This window comes from Rhizorhabdus sp. (genome assembly GCF_018006725.1).
Classification (GTDB): Bacteria; Pseudomonadota; Alphaproteobacteria; order Sphingomonadales; family Sphingomonadaceae; genus Rhizorhabdus.
This window is the reverse complement of record NZ_JAGMXV010000015.1, coordinates 1-21448: the sequence shown is the minus strand read 5'-3', so window position 1 is coordinate 21448 and position 21448 is coordinate 1. Positions and strand designations below refer to the sequence as shown.

At 64.9% G+C, this 21448-nt stretch carries 18 protein-coding genes; 14 read left to right on the top strand and 4 right to left on the bottom strand.

Annotation, left to right across the window (positions count from 1 at the left end):
• Nucleotides 1–26 precede the first annotated feature (26 nt).
• The 9 genes from KAY22_RS04180 (at nt 27) to KAY22_RS04140 (ending at nt 9857) form a co-directional block, all read left to right on the top strand.
• A complete protein-coding gene (locus KAY22_RS04180) occupies nt 27–488 on the top strand; it encodes a MarR family winged helix-turn-helix transcriptional regulator (RefSeq protein WP_296620362.1) in 462 nt (153 codons plus the stop codon).
• Nucleotides 488–898: a thioesterase family protein gene (locus KAY22_RS04175; RefSeq protein ID WP_296620360.1), complete on the top strand. Its 411-nt coding sequence runs from the start codon at nt 488–490 to the stop codon at nt 896–898. Before KAY22_RS04180 ends, KAY22_RS04175 begins: the two co-directional genes overlap by 1 nt.
• Before the next feature lie 82 nt (nt 899–980).
• Nucleotides 981–3038 (top strand): 3-hydroxyacyl-CoA dehydrogenase NAD-binding domain-containing protein, encoded by a 2058-nt coding sequence (locus KAY22_RS04170; protein ID WP_296620358.1) that lies wholly within the window; start codon nt 981–983, stop codon nt 3036–3038.
• Between the two features lie 103 nt (nt 3039–3141).
• Complete coding sequence (locus KAY22_RS04165) at nt 3142–5457, top strand: bifunctional salicylyl-CoA 5-hydroxylase/oxidoreductase (protein ID WP_296620356.1); 2316 nt, start codon at nt 3142–3144, stop codon at nt 5455–5457.
• Nucleotides 5454–6212 carry an SDR family oxidoreductase gene (locus tag KAY22_RS04160; protein WP_296620354.1) on the top strand — a complete coding sequence of 253 codons (759 nt, stop codon included), beginning with the start codon at nt 5454–5456 and terminating at the stop codon, nt 6210–6212. Before KAY22_RS04165 ends, KAY22_RS04160 begins: the two co-directional genes overlap by 4 nt.
• A 10-nt stretch (nt 6213–6222) precedes the next feature.
• Nucleotides 6223–7035 carry an enoyl-CoA hydratase family protein gene (locus KAY22_RS04155; protein WP_296620352.1) on the top strand — a complete coding sequence of 271 codons (813 nt, stop codon included), beginning with the start codon at nt 6223–6225 and terminating at the stop codon, nt 7033–7035.
• A gap of 1 nt (nt 7036) precedes the next feature.
• Entirely contained in the window at nt 7037–8218 is a 1182-nt protein-coding gene (locus KAY22_RS04150; protein ID WP_296620350.1) for an acyl-CoA dehydrogenase family protein, read from the top strand.
• A complete protein-coding gene (locus tag KAY22_RS04145; RefSeq protein WP_165323104.1) occupies nt 8215–8607 on the top strand; it encodes a RidA family protein in 393 nt (130 codons plus the stop codon). Before KAY22_RS04150 ends, KAY22_RS04145 begins: the two co-directional genes overlap by 4 nt.
• 65 nt (nt 8608–8672) lie before the next feature.
• Nucleotides 8673–9857: an acyl-CoA dehydrogenase gene (locus KAY22_RS04140; RefSeq protein ID WP_296620347.1), complete on the top strand. Its 1185-nt coding sequence runs from the start codon at nt 8673–8675 to the stop codon at nt 9855–9857.
• Nucleotides 9858–10030: 173 nt separating this feature from the next.
• On the opposite strand, the gene KAY22_RS04135 is transcribed toward KAY22_RS04140, so the two are convergent.
• From KAY22_RS04135 to KAY22_RS04125, 3 genes are read right to left on the bottom strand one after another with little or no spacing between them, the layout of a single operon-like run.
• Nucleotides 10031–11515, bottom strand: a complete 1485-nt coding sequence (locus tag KAY22_RS04135) for an indolepyruvate oxidoreductase subunit beta family protein (RefSeq protein WP_296620344.1) — start codon at nt 11513–11515, stop codon at nt 10031–10033.
• Nucleotides 11515–13641, bottom strand: a complete 2127-nt coding sequence (locus KAY22_RS04130) for an indolepyruvate ferredoxin oxidoreductase subunit alpha (protein WP_296620342.1) — start codon at nt 13639–13641, stop codon at nt 11515–11517. The genes KAY22_RS04135 and KAY22_RS04130 overlap by 1 nt, the downstream gene beginning before the upstream one ends.
• Nucleotides 13642–13656: 15 nt before the next feature.
• Nucleotides 13657–14439 (bottom strand): cyclase family protein, encoded by a 783-nt coding sequence (locus KAY22_RS04125; RefSeq protein WP_296620340.1) that lies wholly within the window; start codon nt 14437–14439, stop codon nt 13657–13659.
• Nucleotides 14440–14524: 85 nt separating this feature from the next.
• Here KAY22_RS04125 and KAY22_RS04120 point away from each other — a divergent pair, with 85 nt between their 5' ends.
• The 4 genes from KAY22_RS04120 to KAY22_RS04105 all read left to right on the top strand — a co-directional run bounded on the left by KAY22_RS04120 (nt 14525) and on the right by KAY22_RS04105 (nt 19841).
• Nucleotides 14525–14989, top strand: coding sequence for a MarR family winged helix-turn-helix transcriptional regulator (locus KAY22_RS04120; RefSeq protein ID WP_296620338.1), 465 nt, complete (start codon nt 14525–14527; stop codon nt 14987–14989).
• A 282-nt stretch (nt 14990–15271) separates the two neighbouring features.
• Nucleotides 15272–17641, top strand: coding sequence for a hypothetical protein (locus KAY22_RS04115; protein WP_296620336.1), 2370 nt, complete (start codon nt 15272–15274; stop codon nt 17639–17641).
• A 359-nt stretch (nt 17642–18000) separates the two neighbouring features.
• Nucleotides 18001–18996 carry a nitronate monooxygenase family protein gene (locus tag KAY22_RS04110; protein WP_296620334.1) on the top strand — a complete coding sequence of 332 codons (996 nt, stop codon included), beginning with the start codon at nt 18001–18003 and terminating at the stop codon, nt 18994–18996.
• A gap of 32 nt (nt 18997–19028) precedes the next feature.
• Nucleotides 19029–19841, top strand: coding sequence for a TetR/AcrR family transcriptional regulator (locus KAY22_RS04105; RefSeq protein WP_296620332.1), 813 nt, complete (start codon nt 19029–19031; stop codon nt 19839–19841).
• On the opposite strand, the gene KAY22_RS04100 is transcribed toward KAY22_RS04105, so the two are convergent.
• Complete coding sequence (locus KAY22_RS04100; protein WP_296620330.1) at nt 19820–21298, bottom strand: pyrroloquinoline quinone-dependent dehydrogenase; 1479 nt, start codon at nt 21296–21298, stop codon at nt 19820–19822. The two genes, KAY22_RS04105 and KAY22_RS04100, sit on opposite strands and share 22 nt — an antisense overlap.
• Here KAY22_RS04100 and KAY22_RS27895 point away from each other — a divergent pair.
• On the top strand, nt 21288–21448 hold a 161-nt coding region (locus KAY22_RS27895; protein WP_366514061.1), incomplete at its 3' end, for a malonyl-CoA decarboxylase N-terminal domain-containing protein. The genes KAY22_RS04100 and KAY22_RS27895 overlap by 11 nt on opposite strands.

Sequence of the window (21448 nt, the reverse complement as noted above, 5' to 3'; positions counted from 1 at the left end):
GGGGCATGCGCTGTGGCGAGGGATGGATGGAGGAAAAGCACGACGGCTCTCTTGAGGCGCCGATGGACCTGCGGGTCTGGGTGCGCCTGCTGAGCTGCGCCATGCGGATCGAGAAGCGGCTGCGGCGCAACTTCGCCGAGCAGTTCGACACGACACTGCCGCGCTTCGATGTCATGGCGTCGCTCGATCGCTATCCCGATGGGCAGACGATGGGGGATCTTTCGCGGGCGCTGCTCGTCTCCAACGGCAACGTCACCTCGATCGTGCGCCAGCTGGAGGCTCAGAAGCTGGTCGAGACCAATGTCGATCCCAACGACCGGCGTTCGGCGATCGTGACCCTGACCCCCGAAGGCAAGACGCTGTTCAAGCGCATGGCGCGCGATCATCAGGGCTGGGTGCGCGATGCGATGAAGGACTTTCCGCGCGACAAGCAGCAGCAGCTCTACGACCTGCTCGCCGACCTCAAAGTCTCGATCGGGCGCTCCTGATGGGCTTCCGTACGACCGCGCAGGTCCGCTTCGCGCATATCGATGCGGCGGCGATCGTCTTCTACCCGCGCTATTTCGAGTTTCTCAACGGCGCGGTCGAAGACTGGTTTGCCGCGATGGGGCATGACTTTCACGGGCTTCACGTCCGCCGCCAGCTCGGCGTGCCGACCGTCAGCCTGCAATGCGAATTCCAGGCGCCGAGCGAGCTGGGCGACATTCTCGACATCGACATCGAACCGCGCCGTATCGGTGGATCGAGTTGCGCTTATGATTTCCGGATGTCGGCCGGTGGTCAGCAGCGCATCCTGGGCAATGGCGTACTGGTCTGCATGGATTTGTCGGCGCGCAAGTCGGTGCCCTGGCCCGACGACATGCGCGCGGCGATGACGCCTTACCTCCTCACCGCCTGATCCCATCGTCGCATCCCGGCGCTGGGGCGGGCTGCAGAAATAGTATAGACTTAAAATAATCTGTCACTAGTGCATGGCACCGATGCACTGGAAAATCGCCTTGGAGGGTGGGACGATGGTTGTGACGCAGGAAAAGCTCGACGGGATCTTGGTCCTCACGGCCGATTATCCTCCGGTCAATGCGCTCGGCCACGCGGTCCGTGCTGGTCTCGCTGAGGGGATCGCGGCCGCTGCGGCGGACCCGGACGTGTCGGCTGTCGTCATCCTCTGCGCCGGCAAGACCTTCTTTGCAGGCGCCGACATTGCCGAGTTCGGCAAGCCCCGCCTCGACCCGGTCCTGCCCGCCCTGTGCGACGCGATCGAGGCCAGCCCCAAGCCGGTCGTCGCGGCGATCCACGGCACGGCGCTTGGCGGCGGCCTCGAAGTGGCGCTGGCTGCCCACTATCGTCTGGCCGTGAGCAGCGCGAAGTTCGGCATGCCCGAGGTCAAGCTGGGCCTGATCCCCGGCTCGGGCGGGACGCAACGGCTGCCGCGCCTGGTCGGTCTCGACATGGCGCTGCGAATGATCGTGCTGGGCGAGCAGCTGGGCACGGCTGCGGCGGCCGAGCATGGGCTCATCGACCGGATCGTCGAGGATGTCGACCTGCGCGAGGCGGCGATCGCCTTTGCGCGGGAGGTTGTGGACGCGCGCCCCTTGCCGCGGACGGGAGAGCGTTCGGTTGCAGCCGACGAAGCGCTCGTCGTACGCTTCAAGGCCGAAAACGGCCGCAAGATCGCCGGCCAGACCGCACCCGACGCGGCGATCGAGGCGGTTATCGGTGCCACTGCGCTGTCGATGTCGGATGGTCAGGCGCTCGAACGCCGGCTGTTCCTTGCGCTTGAGAAGGGCGAGCAGTCGCGCGCGCTGCGCTATCTCTTCGGCGCCGAGCGGCAGGCGAGCCGGATCGACGGTATCGGGGACGACGTCGCTGTGCGGTCCGTCGAGCATGTCGGCATCATCGGCGCGGGCACGATGGGCACGGGCATCGCGATCAACTTCCTGCTCGCGGGGCTGCGCGTGTCGCTGCTCGAACTAGACGCGACGGCGCTCGATCGTGGCGTCGCCAGCATCGGCAAGACGCTCGACGGCTCGGTCGCCAAGGGGCGTCTGAGCGCGGAGGCTGCGGCGCGGGCGAAGGCGTTGCTGTCGCCATCGCTCCGCTATGAGGAACTGGCCGGCTGCGACCTGGTGATCGAGGCGGTGTTCGAGCTGATGAGCGTCAAGAAGGACGTTTTCGGTGCGCTCGACAAGGTCGTCCGGCCCGATGCTATCCTTGCGACGAACACGAGCTATCTCGACATCGACGAGATAGCGGGTTCGGTGTCGCATCCCGAGCGCTTCCTGGGCATGCATTTCTTCTCGCCCGCGAACATCATGAAGCTGCTGGAGATCGTGCGCGGCGCGCGGACGGCACCGGAGGTGCTCAAGACCGCGATGCAGCTCGGTCGCAGGATCGGCAAGACCGCCGTCGTCGCGGGCAATTGCTATGGCTTCATCGGCAACCGGATGCTGGCGCAGCGGCGCAAGCAGGCCATCGCGCTGCTGATGGAGGGCGCGACGCCCGAGCAGATCGACCGCGTCCACACCGGCTTCGGCATGCCGATGGGCCCGTTCCAGATGTCCGATCTCGCCGGAGTGGATATTGGCTGGCACCGCGATCCGACACGGATCGAGACGCTGCAGGATGCGCTGTGCGCCGCAGGCCGCTTCGGCCAGAAGGCGGGCAAGGGCTATTATGATTATGACGCCGACCGCCGCAGGTCGCCCTCGCCCGAGGCGCTGGCGATCATCGAAGAGTTCGCCAGAGCGTCGGGCGCCGAACGGCGCGTGATCACGGACGACGAGATCCGCGAGCGGACCTTGTACGTTATGGTCAACGAGGGCGCGCGGATCATCGAGGAGCGGATTGCGCAGCGCGCATCCGATATCGATGTGGTGTGGATCCACGGCTATGGCTGGCCGCGCTACCGTGGCGGGCCGATGCACTGGGCCGATCAGGTGGGGGCAGCGACGATCGTCGAGTCGCTCCATCGGCACGGAATGGAGACCAGCCCCCTGCTCGAACGGCTCGCACAGGAGAACGGACGTTTCACGTCCTGACGCTTCGCTGGCACGAGCGTTGATCCAGATCATTTACTTTACGCTTGAAATATCTCCGGGCTCGGATATGTTTTAGACATAAAATGATTTCGGAGACTCCCCGATGAAGATTGCATGCGTGGGCGGTGGCCCGGCCGGTCTCTATTTCGCCATCTCGATGATGCTGCGCGATCCTTCGCACGACATCACCGTGTTCGAGCGCAACCGGCCCGGCGACACCTTCGGCTGGGGCGTGGTCTTCTCCGACCAGACGATGGAGCATCTGAACGGCAACGACCCGATCAGCGCCAGGACGATGATCGACGAACTCGCCCATTGGGACGATATCGACGTGCACGTCGTCGATGGCGACAAGAAGGTGAAGAACAGCTCGACCGGCCACGGCTTCATCGGCATCGGCCGCAAGCGCCTGCTCAACATCCTGCAGGACCGCGCCCGCGAACTCGGCGTGAAGCTGGAGTTCGAGGTCGATATCGATCCGAACGAGGATTTCCTCTCGAGCTACGACCTCGTGATCGCGTCCGATGGCGTCAACAGCAAGCTGCGCCGCGCCTATGAGGAGCATTTCGACGTCGACATCGACGTCAAGCGCAATAAGTTCGTCTGGCTCGGGACGCACCAGCGCTTCGACGCATTCAACTTCATCTTCGTGAACACCGAATATGGCTGGATTTGGGCCCACGCCTACCAGTTCGACAAGGACACGGCGACCTTCATCGTCGAGACCACGCCCGAGGTCTACGAGAAGGTCGGCTTCGACCGCATGACGCAGGAAGAGAGCTGCCGCTTCTGCGAGAAAATCTTCGCCGACCATCTCGGCGGGCACGCGCTGATGACCAATGCCAGCCATGTTCGCGGCTCGGCCTGGATCAACTTCCCGCGCTTGATCTGCGGCAAGTGGAGCTACAAGAACATCATCCTGCTGGGCGACGCCGCTCACACCGCGCATTTCTCGATCGGCTCAGGCACCAAGCTTGCGCTCGAGGACGCGATCAAGCTGGCCGAGGTCGTCAGCCGCCCCGACTTCAAGAGCAAGGAAGGCGTCGTCGCAGCGCTCGACGAATATCGCGAGGAGCGCCACCTGGAGGTGCTCAAGATCCAGAATGCGGCGCGCAACTCGACCGAATGGTTCGAGCATCTCGACCGCTATCTGAAGATGGATCCGATGCAGTTCACCTACACGCTGCTGACCCGCAGCCAGCGGGTGAGCCATGAGAATCTGCGCCTGCGCGATCCGGCCTGGCTCGCCCAGCTCGAGCGGGAGCTCGCCGCCAAGGCGTTCGGCGAGGTCGTGAATGAGCCCGTCCCGCCGATGTTCCTGCCCTTCCGCCTGCGCGACATGGAGCTGCGCAACCGGATCGTGATGTCGCCCATGGCGATGTATTCGGCGACCGACGGCGTGCCCAACGACTTCCACCTCGTCCACTATGGCGCGCGTGCGCTGGGCGGCGCGGGTCTGATCCTGACCGAAATGACCTGCATCTCGCCCGAGGCGCGCATCACTCCGGGCTGCACGGGCCTGTGGAACGACGAGCAGACCGCCGCCTGGAAGCGCCTGACCGACTTCGTGCACAGCGTGCCGGGCGCCAAGATCTGCGTCCAGCTCGGCCATAGCGGTTCGAAGGGCTCTACCCGCCTCGCCTGGCAGGGCATCGACAAGCCGCTCGAAGAGGGCAACTGGCAGGTCGTGGCGCCGTCCGACGTCCCCTACGGTCCCGACAATCAGGTCCCCGTCCCGCTGACGCGCGAGGGCATGGACGCGATCCGCGACGATTTCGTCAACGCGACCCGCCGTGCGCTCGATGCCGGTTTCGACATGGTCGAGCTGCACTGCGCCCATGGCTATCTGCTGTCCGGCTTCATCAGCCCGACGCAGAACAAGCGCACCGACGAATATGGTGGCAGCCTGGAGAACCGCCTGCGCTACCCGCTGGAGATCTTCCACGCGATGCGCGCCGTCTGGCCGGCCGACAAGCCGATGTCGGTGCGTATCTCGGCGCATGACTGGGTCGAGGGTGGCATCACCCCGGACGAGGCGGTAGAGATCAGCCGGGCCTTCAAGGAAGCCGGCGTCGATCTGGTCGACGTGTCCTCGGGTCAGGTCAGCAAGAAGGAGAAGCCGGTCTACGGCCGCATGTTCCAGACGCCCTTCTCCGACCAGATCCGCAACGAGCTCGACGTCAGCACGATGGCGGTCGGCAACATCTATGAGGTCGACCACGTCAACTCGATCATCGCCGCCGGTCGTGCCGACCTGTGCGCGATGGGGCGCCCGCATCAGATGGACCCGAACTGGACGCTGCATGCCGCCGCGAGCCAGCAGTACAAGAAGGCGCCCGTACCCGACCAGTATAAGAGCGGCTTCTTCCAGGCCCAGCTCAACGCGCAGCGCGCCGCGCAGATGGTGCCGCTGAAGTGAGCGCATTCCGCCATGTCGTGGTGACCGGCGGCGGCAGCGGGATCGGCCGGGCCATCGCGCTCGACATCGCCCGCGCCGGCCACCGCGTCACCATCATGGGCCGGAATGCCGAGCGGCTGGAAGCGGTGCGCGCCGAGCATCCCGACCTGCTGGCGATTGCCTGCGACGTGGGCGATGCTGCCGCTGTGGACGCGGCCTTTGCGCGCGCTACCCAGGAGCGCGGTTCGGTCGACACGCTGGTCAACTGCGCCGGTTCGGTGAAGACCGCGCCCTTCCTGAAGACGGGCAACGACGTCTGGGAAGCGCTGTGGCGGACCAACGTCATGGGGGCGGTCAACGCGACCCGCGCGGTGCTGCCGGCGATGCGCGAACTGCCGGCGGGGCGGATCATCAACATCGCCAGCACGGCGTCGCTCAAGGGCTATGCCTATGTCAGCGCCTATACCGCGACCAAGCATGCGTTGCTCGGGATGACCCGCGCGCTGGCGACCGAGCTGGCGGGGACGGCGATCACCGTCAACGCGATCTGCCCGGGCTATGCCGACACCGACATCGTTCGCGATGCCGTCGCCACGATCGTCGCCAAGACGGGGCGGAGCGAGGCCGAGGCGATGACGACCTTCACCGGCACCAACCCCCAGGGCCGGCTGATCCAGCCCGACGAGGTGGCGGGCGCGGTGCACTGGCTGATGTCCGATCTCGCCCGCTCCGTCACGGGCCAGGCGATCGTCGTCGCCGGCGGAGAAGTCATGTGAGGAGGATGGGATGTTGAACCCGGCAGATTATTCGCCGAAGCACTTTGCCTATGCGTTTGACGGCAAGGTCGCGACGGTCACGCTGAACCGACCCGAGCGGAAGAACCCGCTGACCTTCGAATCCTATGCCGAGCTGCGCGATTTCTTCCGCGACCTCGTCTATGCGACCGAGGTCAAGGCCGTGGTCGTCACCGGTGCCGGCGGCAATTTCTGTTCGGGCGGCGACGTGCACGAGATCATCGGCCCGCTGACGAAGATGGAGATGCCCGAGCTTCTCGCCTTCACCCGCATGACCGGCGATCTGGTCAAGGCGATGCGCGCCTGTCCGCAGCCGGTGATCGCGGCGATCGACGGCATCTGCGCGGGCGCGGGCGCGATCATGGCGATGGCGTCGGACATCCGGTTCGCGACCCCGGCGACCAAGACCGCCTTCCTGTTCACCCGCGTCGGCCTGGCCGGCGCCGATATGGGCGCCTGTGCGATCCTGCCGCGGATCATCGGCCAGGGCCGCGCGTCGGACCTGCTCTTCTCGGGCCGGTCGCTCGGCGCCGAGGAAGGCGAACGCTGGGGCTTCTACAACCGCATCGTCGCGTCCGAGGAGGTGCTGAACGAGGCGCAGGCCTATGCCGCCATGCTCGCCTCGGGGCCGACCTTCGCGCATGGCATCACCAAGAATCAGCTCAACATCGAGTGGGCGATGTCGCTCGACGTGGCGATCGAGGCCGAGGCGCAGGCGCAGTCGATCTGCATGCAGACGCGCGATTTCGAGCGTGCCTACAACGCCTTCGTCGCCAAGTCGAAGCCCGTGTTCGAGGGCAATTGAGATGGCGGACCAGAGCTTCCTGTCCTGGCCCTTCTTCGAGGATCGCCACCGCAGCTACGCCCAGGACCTGGAAGCCTGGTGCCGCAAGAACGCCGACGCGCTTCATCATGAGACGGGCGACGTGGACGCCGACTGCCGCGCGCTCGTGCGGCTGCTCGGCGAGGCGGGTTTCCTGCGCGCGGCGGTTCCGGCCGATTTCGGTGGTCTGAACAGCCCGGTCGACGTCCGCACCCTATGCCTGACCCGGCAGATATTGGGCTATCATCATGGGCTGGCCGACTTCGCCTTCGCGATGCAGGGGCTCGGCACCGGCGCGATCGGCCTGTTCGGCAGCGATGCGGTCAAGGCCGCCTATCTGCCCAAGGTAGCGCGCGGCGAGATGATCGCGGGCTTTGCCCTGTCCGAGAAGGAAGCGGGCTCCGACGTCGCGGCGATGGCGACCAGCGCGACCAAGGTCGACGGGGGCTGGATCATCAACGGCGAGAAGACCTGGATCTCCAACGGCAGCATCGCCGATATCCTCACGATCTTCGCCCGCAGCGGCGAGGCGCCCGGCGCGCGCGGCCTCTCCGCCTTCGTCTTCCCGACCGCGACCGAGGGCTTCTCGGTCACCGAGAAGATCGACGTGATCGCGCCGCATCCGCTGGCGACGATCCGCTTCGACAATTGCTTCGTGCCCGACGATCATCTGCTCGGTGAGCCGGGCCGGGGCTTCATGGTCGCGATGGCGACGCTCGATATGCTGCGCTCGACCGTGGGCGCCGCAGCCCTCGGCTTCGCGCGCCGCGCCACCGACGAGGCGCTCGCCCGCGCGACGACGCGCAAGCTGTTCGGGGCGCCGCTGTCGGACCTGCAGCTGACGCAGGCGGCGCTGGCCGACATGGCGCTCGGCAACGACGCCAGCGCGCTGCTGATCTATCGCGCGGCCTGGGCCAAGGACAGCGGCCAGCCGCGCATCACGCGCGAGGCGGCGATGGCGAAGCTCTATGCGACCGACACCGCGCAGGTGACGATCGACAAGGCGGTCCAGCTGTTCGGCGGCGAGGGCGTCGTCAGCGGCAAGATGGTCGAGCGGCTCTATCGCGAGATCCGCGCGCTGCGCATCTATGAGGGCGCCAGCGAAGTACAGAAGGTGGTGATCGCGCGTGCGACGATCGCCGAAGCGCAGGAACAGGCACAGTGAAGACATTGCAACCGGCCGGCTGGCCGCGCCCGAAGGGCTATGCGAACGCGATCGAGACGCGCGGCCGCACCATCTACACCGCCGGCCTGGTCGGCTGGAACGAGGAAGAGAAGTTCGTCGCGAAGGACCTGCCCGGCCAGTTCGAGCAGCTGCTGCGCAACCTCGTCGCGCTCCTCGCCGAGGCGGGCGCCAAGCCCGAGCATGTCGTGCGGATGACCTGGTACGTCACCGACAAGCAGGCCTATCTCGCCGAGGTGCGCCGCATCGGCGAAATCTACCGTGCGATAATGGGGCGTGTCTTCCCGACGATGGCGGTGGTGCAGGTCGTCGCGCTTATGGAAGACGAAGCGCTGATCGAGATCGAGACGACCGCGGTCATCCCCGACTGACATATACTTTCATCATTCCGGCCCGACCGTCTGGTGCGCGACGGCCCCGCAAAGAGGAACATGACATGAGCCAGATGAGCCGGTTCGACTGGTCCGATCCCTTCCTGCTCGACGACCAGCTGACCGATGACGAGCGGATGATCCGCGATGCCGCGCGCGCCTATGCGCAGGATCGCCTCCAGCCGCGCGTGATCGACGCCTTCGCGCGCGAGCATACCGATCCGGAAATCTTCCGCGAGATGGGCGCGCAGGGCCTGCTCGGCGTGACGATCCCCGAAGCCTATGGCGGCGCGGGCGCCTCCTATGTCGCTTATGGCCTGGTCGCACGCGAGGTCGAGCGGGTTGATTCCGGCTATCGCTCGATGATGTCGGTGCAGTCGAGCCTCGTCATGTACCCGATCTACAGCTACGGCTCGGAAGAGCAGAAGCAGCGCTATCTGCCGAAGCTGGCCTCGGGCGAATGGATCGGCTGCTTCGGCCTCACCGAGCCGGATGCCGGTTCGGATCCGGGCGGCATGCGCACCCGCGCGACCAAGATCGACGGCGGCTATCGCCTCAACGGCAACAAGACCTGGATCTCCAACTCGCCGATCGCCGACGTGTTCGTGATCTGGGCGAAGTCGGACGCGCATGACGGTCAGATCCGCGGCTTCGTCGTCGAGAAGGGCGCCAAGGGCCTGTCCGCGCCGAAGATCGAAGGCAAATTCTCGCTGCGCGCGTCGATCACCGGCATGATCAACCTCGACGACGTCGAAGTGGGCGAAGATGCGCTGCTGCCGAACGTGCAGGGCCTGAAGGGGCCGTTCGGCTGCCTCAACCGTGCGCGCTACGGCATTTCCTGGGGTTCGCTCGGCGCGGCGGAGTTCTGCTTCGACGCGGCGCGTTCCTACGGCCTCGACCGCAAGCAGTTCGGCCGCCCGCTGGCCGCGACCCAGCTCTACCAGAAGAAGCTGGCCGACATGCTCACCGACATCGCGCTCGGCCTGCAGGCCAGCCTGCGCGTCGGCCGCCTGATGGACGAAGGCCGCTTCGCGCCGGAGATGGTCTCGATCGTCAAGCGCAACAATGTCGGCAAGGCGCTCGACATCGCGCGCATGGCCCGCGACATGCACGGCGGCAACGGCATCTCCGAGGAGTATCAGGTGATCCGCCACATGGTGAATCTGGAGACCGTCAACACCTATGAAGGCGCGCATGACGTCCACGCCCTGATCCTGGGCCGCGGCATCACCGACATCGCCGCCTTCTGACGAGGCCCACCCTTCCCCCGGCGACGGGGGAGGGGCGGGAAGGGGCTGGCCGTCACCGCTGCAGGAGCGGCCGGCCCCTTCCCAAAACATCGCAGCATAGGTGCAGCAAAAAGGGGCCCGTCGCTTGGACGGGCCCCTTTTTTGTGCGCAGCATAGGTCGGGGGGATGGCCGGTCAGGCCGCCAGCAGCTCCTGCAGATGCTGGCCCTTCTCGTCGGCCAGCGCCGTCTCGCGCGCTTGGGCGAGCCAGCCGGCCGTACGTTCGGAGGCGGGCAGCGCGTGGAGGCGCGCGCGGATCGCGGCATAGTTGCGCAGGCCGCGCTCGAATGTGTCGCTATAGCCCTTGATCAGCCGCTGGCAGCGCGCGATCTCGACCGCGAGGGCATTGTCCGCCGGGGCGGCCTCGCGGATGTCCTGCAGCCATTGCTCGATGCGGTGCTGTTCCTCGCGATAGCGCAGCGTCCGGCGCCGCATGCCGCGCATCCGCGACAGCAGCCACAGCACCGCGAACCAGCGGGCGCTGGTCGTCTCGACATGGCGGCCCTTCTGGAAGAAGGGGTCGAGCCAGCGCTTGAGCCGGTCGGAGGCAAGGATCCTGCCGCCGATCGATTCCGGCAGCGTTTCGCACACTTCCTGCAGGCGCGGATGCATGAACTCGGTGACGGTCAGCAGCTGGTCCGAACCGGCATGGACCTCCTTGCGGACGCGCTCCATGCGGCTTTCGCGCACCTTGAGGTCGGCGACGCGGATCGTGTCCTCGTAGCTCATCCAGAGCGCCAGATGCCGCGCGGTCTCCTCGCTCAGCAGGAAGGGCGCGGCATCGACGGCGGCGACAGCCTCGAGCCGGTCGAGATAAAGCTCGGCATAGGCCGCGTCCTGATAGTCCATCAGGCGCTGCACCCCGTGAAGCGCATTGGCATGGGCGGCGGCCGGAAGCTTCGCCGCGATCCGCGCTGCCAGCGCACGGCCAGCCTCGCTGGTCGGCTGCGGCGCGTCATGCTGCGGCGCTTCGGGCAGCGTCACCGCGCCCTGCGCCGCGCGCAGGCCCTCGTCGAAGCCCTTGAGGTTGGAGGGAACCGCGATGCCGCTCTGGCGGATCGCCTCCTCGAAGGCGTCGCGGCCGAAGGGCAGGGTGCCGCTGCCGGCGAGCGCGCCGAACATCACCGCGCTGATCACGCTGCCCGACCGCTCGGTCGCGGCTTCCATGTCGAAGCCGATGAAGCGCTTGGCGCGACGTCCTGCCGCCTCGATGATCTTGTCGCTGTTGCCGCGCCCGTCGCCCATCGCCGACTTTTCGGCGATCGAATAGACGCGGTGGGTGGAGCTGATCAGCGTGGTGCGGTCGCCGGTGGAGAAGTTGCGCAGCATGGCGCGGCCCGCCTCCATCAGTTCGGAGGCGATGACGATGTCGACGTCGCCGGGCACGGGCATCTGCGCCATGATCGGCACGCGGCCGTCCACCACCCGGGCCAGCTCGATATAATAGACGGTCGAGCCGGTCCGCTGGGCGACGCCGGGGACCGAGGTGCCCTGCGCGAGCCAGCCATGGTGGCGCGCCATTTCCTGGATCCAGTCGGCGAGCACGCCGCCGCCCTGGCCGCCCATGGCGAGAATGGCGATGCAGATGCGGTTGCGGTCCGCAGTAGTCACAGCGTTCATCAGAAGGCCCTCGCGGCGCGCGCGCGGTTGTCGCGCTGTTGCAGGAAGCCGATCACGGCGTCGCCGATCCGCTTGCGGAAGCGTTCCCAGCCGGTCGGGTTGGAGACGATGCTCGCGCGGTAGAAGCTGGGGCACAGCACGGCGGCATGGCTGACCTCGCCGCACAGGCCGCAGCCGACGCAGCTGTTCTCGACATGCGCCACCGGATCGCGCCGCAACGGATCGGGGTTCGGCTTGATCGTCAGCGACGGGCAGCCCGACAGGCGGACGCAGCTGTGATCGCCGGTGCAGGTGTCGGAATCGACGCCGAAACGCTCGCGCACGACGCGCTTGCCCTCCTTGATCGCCTTGCGCACTGCCGGCTTTTCGCGCCGCTGCTTGTTGAGCATGCACTCGGACTGGGCGACGATGATCTTCGGGCCCTTTTCGGGGCTGGTCAGCGCCTCGCGCAGCGCGGCCGTCATGCGCTTCAGGTCATAGGTGCGGTCGATCGTGCGCACCCATTTCGCGCCGATGCCGCGCACCGCGCGCTCGATCGGGTGGCGCGTCGCGCGCTCCTTGTTGTCGGCGCGCGAGGACAGGATGTCCTGGCCCCCCGTGGCTGCCGAATAGCCATTGTCGATGATCAGGGTGACGGTGTCGTCCTTGTTGAACACCGCATTGCCGATCCCCGAGGTCAGGCCGTTATGCCAGAAGCCGCCATCGCCCATCACCGCGATCGCGCGCTTGTCCTTGGGCTTGAACGCCGAGGCGCCAGCCGTGCCCAGGCCATAGCCCATCGTCGTGTTGCCGATGTTGAACGGCGGCAGGATCGAGAAGAGGTGGCAGCCGATATCGGCCGAGACATGCGCCGGGCCGAGCTCGCGCTCGATCAGCTTCATCGAGGTGAAGACGGGGCGCTCGGGGCAGCCGGTGCAGAAGCCGGCCGGTCGGGCGGGGATCTGCGCGGCGACAGGGGCCGGCAGCGGCTCGATCGCCTGCTCGGGCAGGGTCATCGCGGGTTTCCACTCGGCGAGGAACTTGCGCAGCCCTTCGAGCACGACATGCGCGGTATAGTCGCCCGCGCGCGGCAGCACGTCCTTGCCCACGACGCGCGTCTGCAGGTCGGCACGGCGGACGAGCGTGTTCAGCTCATGCTCGATGAACTCGGGCTGGCCTTCCTCGATGATCATCACCGCCTTCTTGCCCTGGCAGAAGGCCGCGACTTCCTCGGGGATCAGCGGATAGGTGACGTTGAGGCAGTAGATCGGCAGCTGCGCCGTGCCGAACGCATCGGCCAGCCCCAGCAGCTCCATCGCGCGGTTGAGATTGTTGTAGAGGCCGCCCTGCACGATGATGCCGATATCGTCCTGCGCCGGGCCGAACCATTCGTTGAGCTTGTTGTCGCGCACGAAGGCGATGCCCGCCGGCCAGCGCTGCTCGACCTTCTCGACCTCGTGGAGGAAATTGGCCGGCGGCAGCACGATGCGGTTGGTGTCGCGCACCGGCGAGGCGGCGGCCTGGTCGACCGTCATCGCGGGGCGGACATTGTCCTTGGCGATGAAGCTGCCCGTCATGTGGCAGGAGCGGACGCGCAGTTCGAGCATCACCGGCGTGTTCGACGCCTCGGACAGCTGGAAGGCCTGCTCGACCGAATTGACGATGCTGGGCAGGTTGGGGCGCGGATCGAGCAGCCACATCTGCGACTTCATCGCGAAGGCGTGGGTGCGCTCCTGCATGATCGAGGAGCCTTCGCCATAATCCTCGCCGACGATGATCAGCGCGCCGCCCTTCACCCCGCCCGAGGCGACGTTGGACAGCGCGTCCGACGCGACATTGGTACCGACGACCGATTTCCACGCGACCGCGCCGCGCAAGGGATAGTTGACCGAGGCGGCGAGCATCGCGGCGGCGGTCGCCTCGCTGGCGCTCGCCTCGAAATGCACGCCCAGGCTTTCGAGCAGGTCGTTCGCATCGGCGAACACGTCCATCAGATGGCTGATCGGCGAGCCCTGATAGCCGCCGACATAGGCGACGCCCGACTGGAGCAGCGCCTTGGTGACGGCAAGGATGCCTTCGCCGACGAACTCCTCGCCGGCGCCGGCTTCCAGCTTCTTGACCTCAGCCTTGAACGACCGCTCCGCCATGCCCCTGCTCCCCGATCAGGCCGCGACGAGCGCGAGCACGCGCAGCGGGCTGCCCGAACCGTCGCGGATCTTCAGCGGCGGCGCGACGACGACCGCGCCGGTCGGCGGCAGCTGGTCGAGATTCTCCAGGCACTGCAGGCCATAGAGGCCGGCGGCGTGGAGCAGCGTGTGCGCGGGATAGGGCGGCTCGAGCAGATGCGCTTGCCCTGCGTCGGTGCCGATCGTCTCGACCCCGAAGCCCAATATCCTGCGCTCGTCGATCAGGAAGCGGATGGCCTCGGTGCTCGGCCCCGGCGTGTGGGCGCCATCCTCGCGGCGGTTGGTGTAGGCGTCGACGTCGCGCTTCGACCAGTCGGTGCGGAACAGCACCCAGCTGCCAGCCGGGATCGTGCCATGCTGCGCTTCCCACGCCGCGATATGCTCGACCTTCAGCAGGAAGTCGGCATCGGCGGCGGCCTCGGCCGAACAGTCGATCACGACGGCGGGCGCGATCAGCTTCTGCGGCGGCACCTTGTCGACGCTGTTATTCTCGAGCTCCGCGCCCGAGATCCAGTGGACCGGCGCATCGAAATGCGTGCCGGTATGTTCGCTGACGGTGAAGTTGCTCCAGTACCAGGCGACGCCGCGCTCGTCATAGCGCGAGATTTCCTCGCGCGAGAAGGGCGCGCACTGGCCGAATTCGGGGGGTAGGACGAGGACCGGCGTGTCCTCCGACAGCGTCTGCGTCAGGTCGACGACCCGGATCCGGTCCTGACCGATCGCCGTAGCGAAATCCATAAGCGTCTGCGTGCTGGACATCGTGCTTCCTCCCAAGCAATGAGCAGTCATCAAGCTGACTCGAAAAACTTGCAGATGCAAGTAAAATCCTGATGGGAAGACAAGCGTGGCTAAGGATCTGCGTCCGCTGGGAAATCCGGGGTCGGAAGACTTCCGCGTCGATGCCTATCCCTTCTATCTGCTGAACCGCGCGGTCAGCCGCTACAATGTCGTGATCGAGGCGGAACTGCGCGGGCTGGGAATCGACATCCCCACCTGGCGCGTGCTGATGATCCTCGGCGAACAATCCCCCCTCGCCATCGGCCAGGTCGCCCGATCGGCGGTGATCAACCTGTCGACGATGATGCGCATCGTCGAGCGCATGGCGAAGGCCGGCCTCGTCGAAACCCAGCCGAGCGTGCAGGACGGCCGCATCACCGAATTGCTGCTGACCGACGTGGGCCGCGAAAAACTGGCCGCCGCGCGCGGCGTGACGGCGCCGATCTACGAGCGGGTGACGAAGGGCTTCAGCGCAGCGGATTTTTCGCGGCTGCTGACGTTGCTGAACCGGTTGTATGAGAATTTGGATTAGGGGGGGGCGGCTCACGACCAGCTCACGCCGTTTCGATGCAGGTAACGGAACGTCCGTTCACCCCGAAGCCGGTCGTTCCATAGGCTGCTCCCCGTCGTTCGCTGCCGCTGTGACAACGCGGACGTTCGACGGCATGGATCATCGCCCCAAAAAAGCAGCCGTTTAAGGTGGGTTGGATGAGTAGAGGGCTCGATGCAGCGGATGCAGCGGATGCAGCGATAATAGGCGTTCTCTTCGACGGCTAGCCGTGCCATAATTTCATAAAAAAGGTAGGCACAAACTATGGGAAATCAAAAGAGCGTGGTGTTTGTAGCCTATTCGTCAGCCGATGAGCATGTCAGTCAGGCAATTTTCAGCGCTGTGCAGCGAGCGAACGCAAAACCTCTGCCGGTGATCTACGAGCCGTGGCAGTTTAACGACGTGCCTGGGACCCCGCTGGTTTCGCCGATCCTTGAACGCATCGATGAATCACCGTTCATAGTGGCCGACATAACCTATCTGAATCTGAATGTTATCTATGAAATCGGCTTCGCGATAGGTCGGTCTAAGCGTGTCTTCCTTATAAGGCATCGCCATACCAAGGGAGACAAGACTCTCGCCAATGCTGCCGGCATCTTCGACACCCTCGGCTACCATGAGTACGAAGGTGTCGAAGATCTACAGCAAAGACTGTCAGCTCACATCGATCCAACTCCGCTGCCAATCGCATTTCCGTTAAACAGAAAGGCGTTGGTCTATGTCGTCGAGCCGCCGATGCGAAATCAGGCGGTGAAGCTGCTCCTATCACGACTGAAGAAGGCTGGCTACCGATACCATCGCACATTCAACCCCGATGAGGACCTGCGCCTTTCTGCAACCGAGGCCGTCCGCCAGGTCGCGGAATCTTCCGGCATCGCTGTACCGCTTCAAGACGATACCATTGAAGGGTCCGTTCTGCAGAACATCCGCGCGATGTTCGTACTTGGTCTGGCTGACGGCATGGGGAAGCCGCGGTTGGTAGTGGCGCCAGTCACGTTTAGCGCTCCGCTTGATATACGTGACATAGTCAAACCCTATAAGCGGGAAGAGGATATTATCGATGCCGTCGCGGGCTTTTGCCCAGAGATTGTAGAATACAGTTCGCAATCTGACTCCGATGGAGAGGAGTTCCTCACGAAGCTCCAAGCGTTGGACGTTGGCGATCCCCGCGCTGAGAATGAGATGACAACGTTGGGTCGATATTATCTCCGCACTCCCGAGTATGAACGCGCCCTACGAGGTGAAGTAAATCTTGTTGTGGGCCGCAAGGGGTCTGGAAAGACTGCACTGTGGATCAGCGTTCGCAATAAAACGCGCTCTGATAAGCGGAATATTGTCGTCGATCTAAAGCCTGAGGGCTATCAGCTTATAAAGCTCAAAGAAGACATTTTAGATCATCTAACCGAAGGCGCGCGGGAGCATCTCGTGACTGCATTCTGGGAGTACTTAATCCTGTTAGAAGTGGCGTATAAGCTTCTGGAGAAAGATGCTTCTACCTACAGGCAAAACCATACGATTTATCAGCTGTACTCAGATCTCGAGCGTTCCTATCGTACACCCGATTTTTCGTCTGAAGGCGATTTCGCCGAAAGACTTTCAAGGCTCTCCGAGAAAATCATCAATGAATATCGATCCAAGTTTAGCCAAGATGATGGCCAGAGATTGACGGCTGCGCAGGTCACTGAGCTTCTATACTCGCACGATATCAAAATATTGCGGCAACGCATCTCCGATTATCTTGAGCATAAAGAGTCCGTCTGGATCCTCTTTGATAACTTGGATAGAGGATGGAATCTCCACGGAATCGACGTTCTCGATATCATCGTTCTCCGTTGTCTAGTTGATGCCGGTCGGCGTCTAGAGCGGGATATGAGAAGAGATGGCCACGACTTCCATTGCATAGTTTTTGTCCGGAATGATGTCTACGATCATTTAATGAAGCATAGCGCTGACTACGGCAAAGAATTGCGTGCAACTCTGGATTGGTCTGACTCCGATCTTTTGCGGGAATTGCTGCGTTTGCGCCTTGTGTCTTCTTTTGATGGGAAGCGGAACGTTGAGTTTGACGTTTTATGGCGTCAGATTTGCGCGCCACATTTCAAAGGAGAGGAAACGTCAGCTTTCATGATTGAGCAGTCACTGATGCGACCGCGTAATCTTCTTAAAATTTTCAATCACTGCAAGGGATTTGCTACTAATTTCCGACATGAGAGAATTGAGGAGGAAGATATTGAGAAAGGCATTAATGCTTACTCTAAAGACCTCCTTCAGGAGCTTGATCGTGAGTTGAGCGACGTTTATCCGGACGCCAGAGATCTTTTATACCATTTCCTAGACGCCAAAAGCAGCCTAACAAAGCCTGAATTGCTGGTAATTTTTCGAGATGCTGGTATAGATAAAAATGAGCATGCGGCCGTATTAGATTTTCTCCTATATTACGGTATATTGGGGATACGAACAGCTGGTAATGACTTTTACATATACACTGTTGGATATGACCTCAAAATTCTCAAGATCCGCGAAGGGCGGGATGATCACGCGATGTACATCATAAACCCCGCTTTCTGGCCTTCCTTGAACATTGCACGCGCGCCTTCGCCACTCCTCGTAACAACGCCGCCGGCTAACGACTGATCTAGTGCTCCAACGAAGGCGCCACAGATCGCAAATCGAGCCCAAGGCGAGACAGTCGCCAAGGTCCAAGCAGGCGACCCGCGCTCGCGGTGCCTGAACGAACGGCCGCTTATCAGATTCGGTGATGGAATCCTCCGTCCGCAGGATCCTCAGCCCGAACATAGATCAGAGGGCTCACTCGACTTCACGAATGACTCGTTACGACGCAACCAGGCGCGGCCACAAGCGACGGCGATCAGTAGGTTTGTCCCATTTGCCGTCATAAGCGTGCAACGGCCTTGGATGGCCCCCCTTGGCATCCACCCCAACTTCCCCCATGGCATTACCGTAAACCCCTTGCCCCATGCGGAAAGTGAGTCATGTCTGCCTCCCGATATCCGATCTTCGACACGCTGCGCCTGCCGGTCATCGGTTCGCCGATGTTCATCGTGTCCGGGCCCGAGCTGGTCATCGCCCAGTGCAAAGCGGGGATCGTCGGGAGCTTTCCCGCGCTCAATGCGCGGCCGGCGAGTCAGCTCGACGAGTGGCTGCACCGGATCACCGAGGAACTGGCGGCGCATGATCGCGCGCATCCCGACCGGCCGGCCGCGCCCTTCGCGGTCAACCAGATCGTCCACCGCTCGAACGACCGGCTCGAGCATGACCTGCAGGTCTGCGCCAAGTGGAAGGTGCCGCTGGTGATCACCTCGCTCGGCGTGCGCGAGGACGTCAATGCCGGGGTGCATGGCTGGGGCGGGATCGTGCTGCACGACGTCATCAACGACCGCTTTGCGCGCAAGGCGGTCGAGCGCGGCGCCGACGGGCTGATCCTCGTCGCGGCGGGCGCGGGCGGGCATGCGGGGACGCTGTCGCCCTTTGCGCTGGTGCAGGAGGTGCGCGAGTGGTTCGACGGCCTCGTCGCGCTGTCGGGGGCGATCGCCAATGGCCGGTCGATCCTGGCGGCGCAGGCGCTGGGCGCGGACTTCGCCTATATCGGCTCGCCCTGGATCGCGACGAAGGAGGCGAACGCAGTCGACGGCTATAAGCAGGCGATCGTCGAGGCGGGCGCGTCGGACATCGTCTATTCGAGCTATTTTACGGGCGTGCACGGCAATTATCTGCGCTCGTCGATCGTGACGGCGGGGATGGACCCCGATGCCCTGCCCGAGCGCGACCCGACCGCGATGGATTTCGGATCGGCCTCCGGCACCGATGCGAAGGCGTGGCGCGACATCTGGGGCTCGGGCCAGGGCGTGGGCGCGGTCAAGGCGGTCGAGAGCGTCGCCGATCGGGTGGCGACGCTGGAGCGCGAATATGGCGCGGCGATCGCCGCTTTGCGCACTAAGGCCAGTTGGCAGGACGTCTCCGGAGCGTGACGACAGGCGCTTTAGGGATTAGCCTGTCCGCAATGACCGACATCGACTCTGGCGACATCGACCCCGCTGACATCGAGGCCGGGGACATCGACGCCGACGCTGCGCCGGGCAAGCCGCGCGCCCGCAAGCGCTATGCCAGCCAGGGGATGACCGAGCGCCGCGCGCGCATCATCAATGCCGCGCACAATATCCTCGGCGAGGGCGGGGTGCAGGGCCTCACCATCGAGCGGCTGAGCCGCGAGGCCGATGTCGCGCCGCGGACGCTCTACCGCCTCTATGGCGACAAGGAAGGCGTCATCTTCGCGACGGTGGCCGACCGGCTGCGCGAGGTTCGCCGGCACATCGCGCGCAAGAAGAAGGAGTACACCATCGAGGTCGTGTTCAAGGAACTCGACTGGATGGTGGCCGAAATGTACCGGGACTCGCTCTATGCGCGGACGGTGATCGACTTCTTCTTCTCGTCGGTGCCGCGCCCCGCCGCGATCCGCGAGCTCGGCTCGGTCGCCTATAACCGCTTCCGCAACTGGCTCGACCGGGAGATCGAGGCGGGCCATGCCTGCACCGATCTGGACCTGGAGCGGATCGCGCAGGAGCTCGTCGCGACCGAGTTCGTCATCTATCATCGCTGGGCGGTAGGGACGATCGACGGGCCGACCTGCTGCATCGAGCTCCACGCCAATTTCCTGAAGAGCGCGATCCTGTCACTGGAGGGCGAGGTGCGCCGCCATTATGTCGCGCTGCTCGCCGAAAAGCATCGCGAGCTGGGGATGAGCGAGATCGGCGCGGCGGCGTCGACCAACCGCGCCGAGCGCGATGCCGGGCTTCACTTCGCCGGCAGGGCGTAGGCGATCAGCTCGTCCGAGCGGGGCGTCTGGAACCACATATGCTGCCCCGATGACACGACCACGAACTGGCGGCCGCCGGTGACATAGCTCATCGGCGTGGTCTGGCTGCCGCCGGGCAGACGGTCCTGCCACAGCAGCTTGCCGCTGCGCATGTCGATCGCGCGCAGGTTGCGGTCCATCGTCGCGGCGATGAAGAGCACGCCGCCGCCCGTTGCGACCGGCCCGCCGATATTCGGGGTCCCCAGCGTGATGTCCACGGGGAGAGGGATCGGCAGGCGGTCGTTGATCGTGCCCAGCGGAACATCCCACAGGATGCGGCCGCTGCGCAGATCGATCGCGGTGAGGCCGCCCCAGGGCGGCGGCGTGCAGGGGGCGCCGAGCGGGGAAAGGAGCCACTCGCGCTTTACGTCATAAGGGGTGCCGGCCATCGGCGACACGTCTTCATGCGCCGACAGCTGGACGGTGCCGCTGCCCCCCGGCTTGCGCGGGCGCAGCTTGATGACCGAGGCGACCCGGCTGCTGTTGACGTAGAAGATCTGCCGCACCGGATCGATCGCGCCGCCGCCCCAGTTGGCACCGCCCGACGCCGCTGGATAGGTGATCGTGCCGCGCGTCGTGATCGGGGTGAACAGGCCTTCGGAGCGATAGTGCGCGATCAGGTCGCGACACTTGCCCCGGTCCCAGGGGGTGAAGCCCCAGGCCTGGTCGGGGGTGATGCTCTGCGGGACGATCGGTTTGGGCAGGCGCGGGCGCGGCTGGGTGGGGGAGAGCCATTCGCCGGGCACGCCGCCCTGCGGCACGGGCACCTCGTCGATCGGGAAGAGCGGCGCGCCGGTGCGCCGGTCGAGGACGAAGACATAGCCCTGCTTGGTCGGCTGGACGAGCGCGGGAATGCGCCGCCCGCCGCGCGTGATGTCGACCAGCGTCGGCTGGGCGGGGGTGTCATAGTCCCAGATGTCGTGGTGGATCAGCTGGCGGGCCCAGACGAGTTTGCCGGTCGCGGCATCGAGCGCGACCGTGCTGTTGGCGTGGCGATTGTCGCCGGGCCGCAGCCCGCCATAATAATCGGGCGAGGCGCTCGACGTCGGCAGATAGACCATGTTGAGGGCCGGGTCGCCCGCGATCACCGACCAGACATTGGCGGCGCCGGTGGTGTGGCGGCTGTCGCCCATCCAGTCGCGGTCGGGGCCGCCCTCCTGCGGGATCGGGTCGAAGGTCCAGATCTGCCGCCCGCTGCGCGCGTCGAAGGCGCGGATGATGCCGCGCGGCGCATTGGCGCGGACATTGTCGAGCACCGACGTGCCGATGACGATGCTGTCGCGGACGATCGCGGCGGGGGCGGCGAGCTTGACCTCGCCGCGATGGTGGAGCTTGCCGGGGTCGACGCGCACCGTGCCCTTGTCGCCGAAGCCGGCGCAGGGCCGCCCGCTGCGCGCGTCGAGCGCGATGATCCGCATGTCGACCGTCGCGAGGATGATGCGGGTCGAGCAGGCGGCGGGGGCCTATATCGCGTCCCCCGGTGACGCCGCGCTCAAGGCGCTGCAGAAGGCCGTCGAGAGCCCGCGCCAGGAGTTCTTCCGCCGCCTGAACCTCGCGCCCGGAGCGAC